Below are 12,816 nucleotides of genomic sequence, written 5' to 3' on the forward strand. Positions count from 1 at the left end.
AGCAGACCTCACCGCCTGGGACACCAACCAAAACAACCACGCCCACACCACTTGACGGACTATAGGAACGTCCACCGCCGATCGAGCTGCACCCGCTGGTCGAGCCTGTCGAGACCACCCGCCAACCCAGCTGGGCCGCAGGTGATTTCGACTCGGCTGCTCGCTGCGCTCGCGGCCGGCTCAATCAGCGGAGAAGGCCCACCCGCTGGTCGAGCCCTAACCGCTGGTCGAGCTGCACCCGCTGGTCGAGCCTGTCGAGACCACCCGCCCATCGAGCTGTGCCGCTGGTGATTTCGACTCGGCAGCTCGCTCCGCTCGCGGCCAGCTCAATCAGCGGAAAGGGCCCGCCCCGCTGGGCGAGCCCTACCGCTGGTCGAGCTTGTCGAGACCACCCGCTCACCGCGTCGCGGCGCTGTGCGTCCGGTGGTGTTCGGCGACCTTGCCGCTGGTGACCACGGCCTGGGCGCCGAGGCTGATCGCGAGGTAGATCATGATGCTCGCGCCGTCGAGTCCGCCCATCCCGTGCTGTAGGCCGTCGCCGAAGAGCACCGGCACCACCAGGCTGATGGCGACGTGCGCCGCGATCGCGACGACCCAGAGCACTATGGTCAGCGCGCCTCCCTTGCGGACCATCACCCCGGCCGGATTGCGGTAGACCTGCATGCTGTGCGCTCGCGGCACCGCCAGAACCGCCGCGACGACAAAGCCGACGAGGACCGCAACCGTCGCGCCGACCGTGACATGGTGTCCGCCGCCAAGGTACTGCGCGGTCTCGAAGACGCCGATGACCCCGATGATCAGCGGCAGCTTGAACAGGTTGTCCTTGATCGGCTGTTCCCGCGTCTGGCGGTACAGGATCAGGCCGACGACCAGGACAGTGATGACTGCTGTGCTTGCAATGTTCATGCTTCGAGCATCGGCTCGCGGCAGCCTCGAAACATCAACCCGAGGGTGGATCCTGGGTGGAGATCGGGTGGATCGTGAGACTCCTGCACCCCGACTCTCCGACGTCCAGATTACGGTTGCGGTGTGACAACGAGTCGAGACCCGGTGGCGACGGACCGCCTGCTGATCCGCGGGATCGTCGCGGTCGCCGTGCTGGTCTCGGCATTCGCCGACACCGGTAAGCAGCCGGTCTGGGCAGCCGTCATCGGCTGGATCGCCGTCAGCGTCGTGGTGGTGTTGTTGTTGCGTTCAGTGGTGCGCGACAAGAATGCGCAGAGTTGGAGCACGAAGGTCTCGACGCTGCACGCCATCGCCATGATGGCGGCTGCAGTCGTCGCAGCGTTCGCGTTTCACGGCAACGCCACGGTCTGGCTGCCCTATATCGGCGTTGCCGCGGCGGCGATGTCGCAAACATCGATCCTCGCGTCGACGCTCATCGCGCTGCCATCACTGACCGCGCTGGGCGTCCTGATGTGGTGGCAGACACACAACGCCTGGGCTGTCTGCATCAATGTCGCAAGTGCGGCAGCAGTTTTCGTCTTCGTTCAGTTACGACGCCGTCAACGCGACGCCGCAGAACTCGCCGCAACTCAACGCGAGATCATCGCCGCCCAACAATCCCGCGCGGCCTTGGCACAGCAACAACGCCAGATCTCTGCACAACTCCATGACGTTCTCGCGCACACACTCTCGGGCCTCATCATCACGCTGCAAGGCGCTGCACTGCAGGCCGAACGCGAGTCGGCGTCTGCAGAACTGACCGAAAAACTACGCACCGCAACCGCGTTGGCACGTGATGGCCTCAGTGAGGCGAAGACCGCCGTCGAATCGCTGCGCGACAACACGGTGCGAGAGTCGGACCCGCTCGATCAATGGCTACCGAAGACGTTGGCGCAGTTGAGAACCGGCGCAGGGCTTGACGTCGAAGTATCCGGCGATGTCGACGACGTACCCGCACTCTGGCACGACGACGTGCGCGCCGTACTCATGGAGGGGCTCACCAACTCGATGCGTCACGCCGCAGGCGCACCCATACGTATCGAGTTCACGCCGCACCTCGTTCGGGTGCGCTCGGTCGGCGACCCGTCGACTTTCGTCGACCGTGGTCACACCAGCGGCGGCAACGGGCTGACCGGGTTGGCCGAACGAATCACGGCGGCGGGCGGATCACTGGAATACGGTACGACCGCACAGGGTTTCGATCTGACGGTCCGGTTTGGTTGATGACGGCTGATAGATGAGGACACGGGTGGGTTCATGACGGTACGGCCGCTGCCGAGAGCAATGCCGACTCGATCGCGGTCGGGTCGGCATCCTTGTTCAGGAAGCCGACGGCACCGGCGTCGAGTGCTGCGACGATCGTCGCGTCGTCGTCGTAGGTGGTCAACGCCACCGCGCGGGTCGCAGCTCCGGACGTGACGAGTCGTCGAATCCCTTCGATCCCACCGATTCCCGGCATGCGGAGGTCGGTGAGAAGCACGTCGGGAGTCTGCTCGGCGACCAACGCGAGAGCATCCTCGGCCGACGACGCAACCCCGACCACGTCGAGGGAGTCGAACAATCCGAGCATCGAGCGCAACCCCTCGCGCACGACAGTCTGATCGTCGGCGATCACTACCGGCCGTTCGCTGCTCGACGAAAAAGCCATGCGCGCCTTGCTGTCCCGGCCTGCGACGTCGCCCGAGGGGATCACTCCGCGCACCGAAAACCCCGATGGCCTCACCGACCGCGAGTCGGAGGTGGTCACACTGATCGCGCAGGGGCTGTCGAATCAACAGATCGCCCGCTCACTCGTCGTGGGGGTGAGTACGGTCAAGACGCACATCAACCACATCCTCGCCAAGACGGGCTGCCGAGACCGCGCGGCCGTCGTGGCCTACGCGTACCGCCTCGGGCTGGCCTGAGCCCGCCGGGCCGCTGGTCGAGCTTGTCGAGACCAACCCGCCGGTCGAGCCTGTCGAGACCACCACTGGTGATTTCGACTCGGCAGCTCGCTCCGCTCGCGGCCAGCTCAATCAGCGGAATGAGACCACCTCACGCCGAGAACAGCAGCGTGGCGCCCATTCCCACCATGATCACGGCCACGATGCCGTCGAGAATCTTCCACGCCCGCGGTTTGGCGAACACCGGCGCGAGCCTGCTCCCGCCGCGGCCGATCAACGTAAACCACAGCACGCTGGCCGCGCACGCTCCGATCGCGAACGCCCACTTCGCATTTCCGTGACTGTTGGCAATCGCCCCCATCGTGAGCACCGTATCGAGATACACGTGCGGATTGAGCCACGTCAGCGCCAGCGCCGACCCGATCGCCACCCAGCGCGACGCGGTGCGCACCTCGTCGGCGTTGGCCGTGATCGCCTCGCTCGACCGGAGACACCGCCGCGCAGCAAGCAGTCCCAAGGCAACGACGTATGCCCCGCCCGCAATCTTCGCGACGGTGACCACCGCCGGATGCGCCGACACCAGCGCGCCGAGTCCCGCGACTCCCGCGACGATAAGCACCACGTCAGACAGCGCACACACCACGATCACCGGGTTCACATGCACTCGACGCACACCCTGCTGCAGCACGAGGATGTTCTGCGGCCCGATCGCCACGATCAAGCCCGCTCCGGTGAGCAACCCGGTCATGGCTGCGAGGAGATACGTCGTCATGCCACGAACGTAAGACCGCGTCGTCGACAAGTACAGCGAATGTTTCTATCGAAACATTAGACTCTCTTATGTGGATCTCGGATCGGATGCCCTACGCACGCTGTCAGCGGTACTCGATGCGGGTACGTTCGACGCCGCGGCAGACCAACTGCACATCACACCGTCAGCGGTCAGCCAGCGCATCAAGGCCCTCGAGGTCTCCGTCGGACGCATCCTGGTCCGTCGCACCAAACCGATCACCGCGACCCGCGACGGCGAAGTGCTCGCACGGATGGCCAAGCAGTGGAATCTGCTCACCCTCGAGGCCCAGCTCGAACTGACCGGCGACCTCGACGACGCCATGACCACCTCACTCACCGACCGCCCCCGCGTCCACCTACCCATCGCCGCCAACGCCGACTCACTCGCGACCTGGCTACTCCCCACACTCGCGCGCTTCCACCGCGAGAATCCCGTGGCCGTCGAAGTGATCCGCGACGACGAAGCGGTCAACAGCTCGCGCTTGGTGACCGGCGAGGTGATGGGCGCCATCACCTCCGATCCCCTGCCCATCCGGGGGACCACACTGCGGCCGCTGGGCATCATGCGCTACCTACCCGTCGCCACCGGGCAGTTCCTCGACACCTGGATGCCCGACGGCGTCGACGACGCGTCACTCGCGAAGGCCCCGATGGTGCAGTTCGATCGCAACGACGAACTGCAACGCAGAGTGCTCCGAATGATGTCGGGACAACGACTCGATCCGCCCGCCGTCTACATCCCCGCCTCCACCGAGTACCACCGCGCCATCGAGGCCGGAATGGGTTGGGGCGCAGTCCCTCTGGCGCAGATCGCCGACGCACTCGACAGCGGCCGGGTGGTCACCTTCACCGACCTCCACGTCGACGTACCGCTCTACTGGCAGTACTGGAAGCTCGGGTCGTCGTTGCTGCGCACACTCACCGAACTCGTCGTCGACGGCGCTCGTCGCCATCTGATCGCGCCGCCGGACACCGACTCCTCATCCACGTGAGCTCTGGCGGTCACTCCACCACGCGGGAGCGTCGACGAAATGATTGTCGTACGGTTCCTGCGCGGCCGCCAACTCCTCGAATGTGGCCTCGCCCGCCTGGATTCGCGAAAGCAGTCGGAAGTACTCGAATCGTTCGACGCCGGGCGTGAGGACGATCAGGACGCGTGCCGCAGCGTCGGGCACCGCACCGAAGGCATGCGGCATGAGTCGCGGAATCGACACTGCCGCACCGGCTTCGACTGTCACGATCTCATCTCCGGCCATCAGACGCAGGCCACCCTCGATGACATAGAACATCTCGGACGACTGCCGGTGAAAGTGAGGTGCGGCGCCGTCGACACCCGCGTCGAGTCGTACTTCGAGTGAGCTCAGCGCGCCTGCGGTGTCGGATGCGTCGAACAGCAGGTGCATCGACGCGCGCTCGTTGCCGACGACATCGTCAGTGGCGCTGCGGAATACGGGTGCGGTGGTGGTCATTGAGGTCTCCATTATCTTGTTGATTGATTGTCGGATCAGAGAAAGAGCAGAACCGCTGCGACGACCAGTGCAAGTGCGGTCGCGCGTGAATGCCGTATGCGGCCGCTTTGCTGCCCCGATTGGTCAGCACGATGACCATGTCCCCCAACGGGATCAAGGCAAGCACGAGGACCAGAACACCGAGGTAGTCGAGTGCGACAAAGGTGAAGACGATGACGAGCAGTCCGGTGACGACGTCGCGAATGCCCTTCACCTGCCACCAGCCCCGTGCGTCCGGAGCCGGAGGTGTCGGCAGTCCGAAACCGGCGGCGTTCTTCTCGCTCTTCGCCAAGTAGGCGCAGCCGACTGCGATGATCATCAGCGCGCCGGCCCAACTGAGGACGAGTCCGATCGAGGTCGCGAGCATCGCGATTCCTTCCGAGAGGATGATTTCTATCGTTGGAAACTTCCAACGATCTGAACTCTATCAGTGATAGATCGAAAGCACGAGGGATTCGCTCGAAAAGGGAATGCACGCCGCCGACGACTCAGCGACGCGTCGGAGCATCTCCATCGGAAGCGGTCAATGCGGCGTCGATCTGCTCGGCGTAGATCGCGTGGAACGCCGCGGAGGGATGGAACCCGTCGGCGGCGAACAGTCCGTCGCCGGACGGCTCAAAACGCATGATCCTGCGGACTCGCCCGGACCCGGCGACCACGTCGTCTGCGATCGCGTCGAACTGCGCGGCACGCGTGCCCAGCGTCTGGGCCAGCGCACCGGGCAGCGCCGGGCACATCTGCAGCATCGGCACCGGCAGCAGCACGATTTCGGCCCGCTCCGACGCCGCGCACACCGCGTTGAGCAAGGCTGTCAGCTCGTCGCGCCACCGACGGGCCGTGTGCATGTTCTTCGCGTCGTTGGCCCCGACGGACACGACCACGACGTCGGCCTGTGCAAGCACGGCGTCGTCGATCAACGTCATCACCTGCGCAGCGGTGAAACCCGTTCGCGCGGCCACGACCCACTGCACCGGACGCTCTTCCCTGGCGGCGAGCCGCGTCGCGACTCCGCCGGCGAGCGTATCGAGGTGATGCTCGACCCCGACGCCGCCCGCGAGGCTGTCGCCGAGGACCACAAGGCGCAGACAACTCGGATCCGACGCGTCGCCGACGGTCCCGAAGTCGCCCTCGGCCTGCGGTAATCGCACCACGCTCCGCTTGGCGCGCAGCCCCTGCCACGCGATCACCGGGGTACGCCAGGTGGCAGCGGCGGCCAGGGTCACGATCTCACGCATGGCGTCCATTGTCGCAACATCGCTCAGGGCGTGCTCGCGGCCGTCACCACCGCGTCGTCCAAGGGATGCTCGACCTCGTCGCGCCACAGCCGCGCGACGACGTAGAAGGCGATCGCCGCGGGCACCGGCAGAATGCCGCCGATCACGAACACCGCGGTGAGCCCGATGACGTTGCTCAGCGGTGCGGCGATCGCCATCGACACCGGCATCAGGACGACGGCGACGAAGAAGTCGAGACTCGCGACCCGACCCAACAGCTCGGGCGGCACGCGTCGCTGCAGCAGCGTGCCCCACAGCACCGACGGGGCGTCGAATCCGAATCCGAGCAGCGCACCGGCGACGATGAACAGCCACGTGTGTTCGGCAACGCCCATGACGACAAGCGGCAGACTCGACAGACCCCAGATCACGAACATGACTGTGAGGTACCGCCGAGGCATCCGGATCGACGCGAAGTACGCCGATCCGATCGCCGCGCCCGCGCCGTACGCGGCGAGGACGAGCGCGTGGTCTGCCGCACCACCGTGTACGCGTTCACGCAGCGCGAAGGGAACGAGTACCTCGATCGGACCCATCGTCGCCAGTACCAGCAGCGTCGCGAAGAACAACGTCGCCCAGAGCCACGGGGTCCGTAGTACGTAGCCGAATCCCTCAGCCAGATCCGTCACTGCTGATCGGATCGGGTTGCCCCGCAGGGATTCTCGACGCCGAGGTAGCGGCTTCATGGTGAGATAGCAAGCGCCGGAACCGATACTCGCGACAGCCGCCAGTACGACGGCCGGCCCCGGCGCGGCAATCGACACGATCAGTCCAGCAACCATCGGACCGATCGCCTGATAGACGACGGGACGGGAGAATCCCTCGATTCCGTTGGCCGCCTGCAACTCCGACGCCGAGACGATCCGCGGAAGCAGCGCCGAGTAGGCCGGGTAGTACATACCGGTGGTGACACCACCGAGTAGCGCGGCGATCACCACCATCGGCAGCGTGAGAGCCCCGAGAATCGACAGCACGCCGACGAGTCCGAACACCCCCATCTTGACCACTTCGAGCGCCACGATGATCGATCGTTGCGAGATCCTGTCGGCGAGCACTCCCCCGGCGAGCGTCGAGACCACCATGCCCACCGCCGACACACCCGTCGCCCACGCCACCTGCGTCGGACCGCCACCGAGTTCGATGATCTGCCAGACCAGCGCGATCTCCCAGACACCGTCGGAGAACAACGCCAGGATGAGCCCTGCGACGAGCCGACGGAACTGCGCACCGGCCAATGGCCGCAGCGCGCGGGGTAGTCGGGTCTCGGTGGCGGTGACGGTCACCCACTGAGGATGCCCGTCAGCGGGCCAGGTCAGCCAGCGCTTTTTGCCGCCGACTCCCCGGCGGTGTGGAATTCCATCGCCTCGGTGACGTCGTAGCGACGCGAATCGATGGCGTCGAGCAGCAGGTTGTGCCTGACCTGCCACGGCGCTTGATCCGACGACTTCGGGAGCGCGACGGCGCCGCGTCGGACATAGCCCGCATCCAGCGCGAACAGCATGTGCTCGGGCAGCGTCGCCGACCCCATGCTCGGCGCGGCCGACGTGTACCCGTGCGACCGCATGTATGCGATCAGATCGCCGACCGCCTTGCTGGTCAGATCGACGCGCAATGTCCACGACGCGTTGGTGTACCCGATCGACCACGCCAGATTCGGCACGTCGCTGAGCATGTACCCGCGATAAGCGAACTTCTCGTGCGGCTTGAATTCGACGCCGTCGACCGACAGTTTCGCGCCGCCGAAGGCGAGCAGTTCGAGTCCGGTCGCGGTGACGATGATGTCGGCGGGCAATTCCTGGCCCGATACGAGCTTGATCCCGCCGGGCGTGAATCGGTCGATCTGGTCGGTGACGACGTCGGCATGGTCGGAGCCGAGAGCCTTGTAGAAGTCGGCGTCGGGGATGATGCACAGCCGTTCGTCCCACGGGTTGTACCGCGGACGGAAGTGCGTGTCGACGTCGTATCCCTTGGGAAGATTGCGGATCGCGATCTGCCGTAGCAGCTTTCGCGACGTACGCGGAAAACGCCGCGCCAACAGGTAGATCGACAGCGTGACGAGCGCGTTGCGGTACCGGATCACGTCGTGCGCCCACTGCCTCGGCAACAGCCGCTGAATCAACGGTGTCGTCGGCTCCTGCCAGCCGACGGGGAACAGGTATGTCGGCGAACGCTGCAACATCGTCACGTGACCGGCACGGTCGGCCATACTCGGGATGAGGGTGACAGCCGTTGCGCCACTGCCGATCACGACGACATTTTTGCCCGTGTAGTCGAGATCCTCGGGCCAGAACTGCGGGTGCACGATTGTCCCGGAAAAGTCCTGAGCGCCCGCGAAGTCGGGGGTATACGCCTCGTCGTACCGGTAGTAGCCGGTGCACAAATAGAGGAATCGGGTTGTGTACGTGCGGGTTTCGTCACCCACACTCGTCGTGACAGTCCAGGTGTCGGTCGCGGTGTCGAAGCCGGCCGCGGTGACCGTGACACCGAAGTCGATCTGATCGTGAATCCCGGTGTCCCGCGCGGCCTCTTCGAGATAGTCACGAATCTCGGCGCCCGACGCCATGGTCTTGGTTCCACGCCACGGCCGCCACGGAAAGCTGAGTGTGAAGATGTCGGAGTCCGACCGCACCCCTGGATAGCGGAACAGATCCCACGTGCCACCGATGCGTTCACGCTGTTCGACGATCCGGTACCGCAGGCCCGGATTGCGCTCCGTCACACGGTAAGCGGCGTCGATCCCCGCCAACCCTGCTCCCACGATGAGCACATCCAGTACGTCGCTCAACTTGCCGCTCGCTTTCGGGTCGTCTTCTTGGCTGGTGTGGACTTCTCGGCCGTTGTCTTGTCGGCCGTTGTCTTGCCGGCTGTTGCCTTCTTGGCCGCGGCGCTCTTGGCTGCAGTTTTCTTGGCGGCAGCCTTCTTTGCCGGCGCCTTCTTCGCCGCGGCCTTCTTTGCGGGCGGCTTGTCGGCAGCGTCCGATGAACTGCCGCTCGCGTCTCCCTTGTCCTTCACCGAAGCCCGCAGCGCGGCAAGGAGATCCGCGACGTCGGAGTCCTCGTCGGCAGCTTCTTCCTTCTCGTCGCTTTCCGGGAATGCCTCGCCGCCTTCGGCTTTCGCCTCGATCAGCTTCGACAGTTCGTCCTGGTAGGTGTCGGAGAACTCGTCCGGGTCGTAGTCGGTTGCCATCGAGTCGATCAACGACGACGCCATCTTCAATTCCTGGTCGCGGATCTGCACGTCGTCGCCGAGGAAGTCGAAGTCGGGCTTGCGCACCTCGTCGGGCCACAGCAGTGTCTGCAGGGTCATCACGCCGGGTTCGATGACCCGCAGCGCTGCCATGCGGGTGCGGTTGCGCAACGTGAACGACGCGATCGCCAGCCGGTCGGTCTCCTGCAACGCCTTCGCGAGCAGCACATAGGCCTTCGGAGACTTCGACGACGGCTCGAGGTAGTACGGCTTGTCGAAGTAGATCGGATCGACCTGGTCGACTGGTACGAACTCGACGATCGAGATCTCCGGGCTCTTCTGCACCGGCAAACTCGCGAGGTCGTCTTTCGTCAGGATCACCGACTCGCCGCTGTCGGTTTCGTAGGCATTGGCGATGTCGGAGTAGTCGACCTCGGTGTCGGTTCCCTCCCGCACCCTGCGATAACGGATGCGGGCACCGTCGGACGAATCGACCTGATACGACTTGCGGTCGTGACTTTCTGTCGCCGAATACACCTTGACGGGTACGTTGACCAGGCCAAAGCTGAGGTCGCCCTTCCAGATCGAGCGCATGGGCACCATTGTGCCATCGGTCACGTCCCGTCGGGGTTCACCTACCAACACCGAATCTGGGCACACGCCGGGATTCTGGGCACAATGAACGCATGGCGCCCTCCCAGAGCCTGGAGATCGACGGTCACACGATCGCTCTCACCAACCTGGGCAAGGTGCTGTATCCGGCGACCGGCACGCGCAAGGTCGAGGTCGTCGACTACTACACCCGCATCGCCGACGTCATGCTTCCGCATCTGCGCGGCAGGCTGATCACGCGCAAACGCTGGCCCAACGGTGTCGAGTCGACTCCCTTCTTCGAGAAGGACCTACCTAGCGGGGTTCCCGACTGGATTCCCCGCTACGACGTCGCACACAGTGGCCGCACCATCACGTACGCCATGGCAGACTCGCCCGCGGTTCTCGTGTGGCTGGCACAGATGGCAGCACTCGAACTCCACACGCCGCAGTGGATTGTCCCGCCGCCCGGCGTACAGGCCGATCCACAGGTGTCCGGCCCCAAGGGACTCGGCGAGATCCGCGCGAATCGACTCGTCCTCGACCTCGACCCGGGCCCCGACGTGTCACTCGACGAATGCGCGCAGGTGGCGCTCATGATGCACGAGATGCTCGACGGCGCAGGCCTTGCTTCGTATCCGGTGACCAGCGGCGGCAAGGGAATTCACGTCTACGCGCGCTTCGACCGACCCGTCGCACCCGATTCCGCACGCACTGTTGCGCGTGAAATCGCCTCGACGCTCGCGGCGGCACACCCGAAGACGATCACGGCGACCATGTCGAAATCCGAACGCGCCGGCCGTGTCTTCATCGATTGGAGCCAGAACAGCGCGTCGAAGACGACGCTCGCGCCGTATTCGATGCGCGGACGCGAACAACCGTGGGCCGCCGCACCGCGGAGGTGGGACGAACTCGCCGGTCCGGGCCTGACACAACTGCACTTCGGCGAGGTGCTCGAGCGCGCCGACGATGGCGATCTGCTCGACGGGCTCGACAGCCCCTACACACCAGACACCGACGACGCCACGACAACCACCAGCGACTCCGCAGCCTCCGCAGACGACTCCGCGAATGCAATCGAGGACACGGGCCCGCGCCCGGTCGTCGACCTCAGCACCTACCGCGCCAAGCGCGATGCGTCGAAAACCCCGGAACCCTTCGGCGACGACGAGCATCGTCGACGTCGCGCGCAGTCGTCCGACAGCGAGGACGATGACGCCGACCCCGATGACACCGACGACTATGACACCGCCGGCACATCCGGCGCGGCGTCGGCAGAACCGATCTTCGTGATCCAAGAGCACCATGCCCGCCGTCTGCACTACGACTTCCGACTCGAACGCGACGGCGTGCTCGTCTCCTGGGCGGTGCCGAAGAACCTGCCGACCGATCCGGGTCAGAACCGGTTGGCCGTGCACACCGAGGACCACCCCCTCGACTACGCGGACTTCTCCGGCGACATCCCCGGCGGGGAGTACGGGGCGGGGCACGTGGAGATCTGGGATCACGGCACGTACGACACCGAGAAATGGCGTGAGTCGGAGATCATCGTCCGCCTCCACGGCGAACGAATCCAGGGCCGCTACGCGCTCATCAAGACCGGCGAGAAGAACTGGCTCGCGCACCTGATGAGCGACGAACCGCGACCCATCCTCCCCGACAGCCTCACGCATCCGCGCCCGATGCTGGCAACCGATGAACCCGTCGACCGTCTCGACGGCAGGGACTGGGCATTCGAAGGCAAGTGGGATGGGTACCGAATCCTGTTGCGCTCCATCGATGGCGACTTCCGGCTCACCTCACGGTCGGGGATCGACATGACCGCCGACTTTCCCGAATTACGCTCGGCAGCAGACGAACTCGGCCTCATCGACGTCGTCCTCGACGGCGAGGTCGTCGCCGTCGACTCCAGCGGGCACACCAACTTCACTCTGCTGGCCTCGCGCAACAACACCGCGGAGGCGTACTCGCTCAAGCTGTACCTCTTCGACATCCTCTACCTCAACGGCACATCGCTGCTACGCAAACCGTGGTCGGAGCGTCGACAACTCTTGGAGGCCCTCGCTCCCGCGTTCAAAGAGTCTGCGTACGTGGAGATCCCACCGCTACTCCCGGCTCCGGGCTCGGCTGCCGTGAGCCATAGCCGCGACCACGGACTCGAGGGTGTCGTCGCGAAACGTAAGACGTCGACCTATCAACAGGGACGTCGAAGCAGCCAGTGGCGCAAGCAGAAGAACTGGAGCGACATCGAGGTGGTCGTCGGCGGCTACCGCCTCGGGCGCGGCAATCGTGAGGGCGTCATCGGATCGCTGTTGGTCGGATTGCCGGAAGAGACCGGGCTGCGCTACGTCGGTCGGGTGGGCACCGGGTTCACCGAGGCGTCGTTGAAAAGCCTTGCAGAAGAACTCAAGCCGCTCGAAATCTCGCGGAGTCCGTTCCTGGAGAAGCTCGACCGCCCCGTCGCGTCCACCGCGACCTGGGTGCTCCCCAAGATCGTCGGCGAGGTCCGGTTCATGGACTGGACGAGCACCGGCCACCTCCGCCACCCGAGCTGGCGCGGAATCCGCCGCGACAAACTTCCGGGCGACCTGTGACGATCCCAACGCGCGGCCGGGCGGGGGCGGGGGGGGGGGGGGG

Annotated in this window: 13 protein-coding genes; 4 read left to right on the plus strand and 9 right to left on the minus strand. The window is 65.3% G+C overall.

Annotation, left to right across the window (positions count from 1 at the left end; translation table 11 throughout):
* Positions 1 to 396: 396 nt before the first annotated feature.
* Positions 397 to 906 carry a hypothetical protein gene (locus A5766_RS08555; RefSeq protein ID WP_064904255.1) on the minus strand — a complete coding sequence of 170 codons (510 nt, stop codon included), beginning with the start codon at positions 904 to 906 and terminating at the stop codon, positions 397 to 399.
* Between the two features lie 123 nt (positions 907 to 1,029).
* Between A5766_RS08555 and A5766_RS08560 the strand changes: the two genes are divergently transcribed.
* Positions 1,030 to 2,169, plus strand: a complete 1,140-nt coding sequence (locus A5766_RS08560) for a sensor histidine kinase (protein ID WP_039854961.1) — start codon at positions 1,030 to 1,032, stop codon at positions 2,167 to 2,169.
* A gap of 31 nt (positions 2,170 to 2,200) precedes the next feature.
* Here A5766_RS08560 and A5766_RS08565 read toward each other — a convergent pair whose 3' ends face one another.
* Complete coding sequence (locus A5766_RS08565; RefSeq protein ID WP_231894583.1) at positions 2,201 to 2,593, minus strand: response regulator; 393 nt, start codon at positions 2,591 to 2,593, stop codon at positions 2,201 to 2,203.
* Between A5766_RS08565 and A5766_RS08570 the strand changes: the two genes are divergently transcribed.
* On the plus strand, positions 2,592 to 2,849 hold the full coding sequence (locus A5766_RS08570; protein ID WP_005203983.1) for a response regulator transcription factor: 258 nt from the start codon (positions 2,592 to 2,594) through the stop codon (positions 2,847 to 2,849). The two genes, A5766_RS08565 and A5766_RS08570, sit on opposite strands and share 2 nt — an antisense overlap.
* Positions 2,850 to 2,979: 130 nt before the next feature.
* On the opposite strand, the gene A5766_RS08575 is transcribed toward A5766_RS08570, so the two are convergent.
* Positions 2,980 to 3,600 carry a LysE/ArgO family amino acid transporter gene (locus tag A5766_RS08575; protein ID WP_005203985.1) on the minus strand — a complete coding sequence of 207 codons (621 nt, stop codon included), beginning with the start codon at positions 3,598 to 3,600 and terminating at the stop codon, positions 2,980 to 2,982.
* A 70-nt stretch (positions 3,601 to 3,670) separates the two neighbouring features.
* On the opposite strand from A5766_RS08575, the gene A5766_RS08580 reads away from it, so the two are divergent.
* Entirely contained in the window at positions 3,671 to 4,612 is a 942-nt protein-coding gene (locus A5766_RS08580; RefSeq protein WP_005203987.1) for a LysR family transcriptional regulator ArgP, read from the plus strand.
* On the opposite strand, the gene A5766_RS08585 is transcribed toward A5766_RS08580, so the two are convergent.
* From A5766_RS08585 to ku, 6 genes are all read right to left on the minus strand, one after another.
* A complete protein-coding gene (locus tag A5766_RS08585; protein ID WP_005203988.1) occupies positions 4,601 to 5,089 on the minus strand; it encodes a cupin domain-containing protein in 489 nt (162 codons plus the stop codon). The two genes, A5766_RS08580 and A5766_RS08585, sit on opposite strands and share 12 nt — an antisense overlap.
* The gene (locus A5766_RS08590) at positions 5,052 to 5,495 is read right to left on the minus strand and encodes a DUF4267 domain-containing protein (protein WP_005203991.1); all 444 of its coding nucleotides are present in this window, start codon (positions 5,493 to 5,495) and stop codon (positions 5,052 to 5,054) included. Before A5766_RS08590 ends, A5766_RS08585 begins: the two co-directional genes overlap by 38 nt.
* 121 nt (positions 5,496 to 5,616) lie before the next feature.
* Positions 5,617 to 6,363, minus strand: a complete 747-nt coding sequence (locus A5766_RS08595; RefSeq protein ID WP_231894584.1) for an SGNH/GDSL hydrolase family protein — start codon at positions 6,361 to 6,363, stop codon at positions 5,617 to 5,619.
* Between the two features lie 23 nt (positions 6,364 to 6,386).
* Positions 6,387 to 7,685, minus strand: a complete 1,299-nt coding sequence (locus A5766_RS08600) for an MFS transporter (RefSeq protein ID WP_005203995.1) — start codon at positions 7,683 to 7,685, stop codon at positions 6,387 to 6,389.
* A gap of 29 nt (positions 7,686 to 7,714) precedes the next feature.
* Complete coding sequence (locus A5766_RS08605) at positions 7,715 to 9,187, minus strand: flavin-containing monooxygenase (protein ID WP_005203996.1); 1,473 nt, start codon at positions 9,185 to 9,187, stop codon at positions 7,715 to 7,717.
* Entirely contained in the window at positions 9,184 to 10,182 is a 999-nt protein-coding gene (gene ku / locus A5766_RS08610; RefSeq protein ID WP_005203998.1) for a non-homologous end joining protein Ku, read from the minus strand. Before ku ends, A5766_RS08605 begins: the two co-directional genes overlap by 4 nt.
* 92 nt (positions 10,183 to 10,274) lie before the next feature.
* Here ku and A5766_RS08615 point away from each other — a divergent pair, with 92 nt between their 5' ends.
* Positions 10,275 to 12,773: an ATP-dependent DNA ligase gene (locus tag A5766_RS08615; RefSeq protein WP_064904257.1), complete on the plus strand. Its 2,499-nt coding sequence runs from the start codon at positions 10,275 to 10,277 to the stop codon at positions 12,771 to 12,773.
* Positions 12,774 to 12,816 lie beyond the last annotated feature (43 nt).

This window comes from Gordonia sp. 852002-51296_SCH5728562-b (assembly GCF_001665475.1).
In the GTDB taxonomy this organism is placed as follows: Bacteria; Actinomycetota; Actinomycetes; order Mycobacteriales; family Mycobacteriaceae; genus Gordonia; species Gordonia sputi.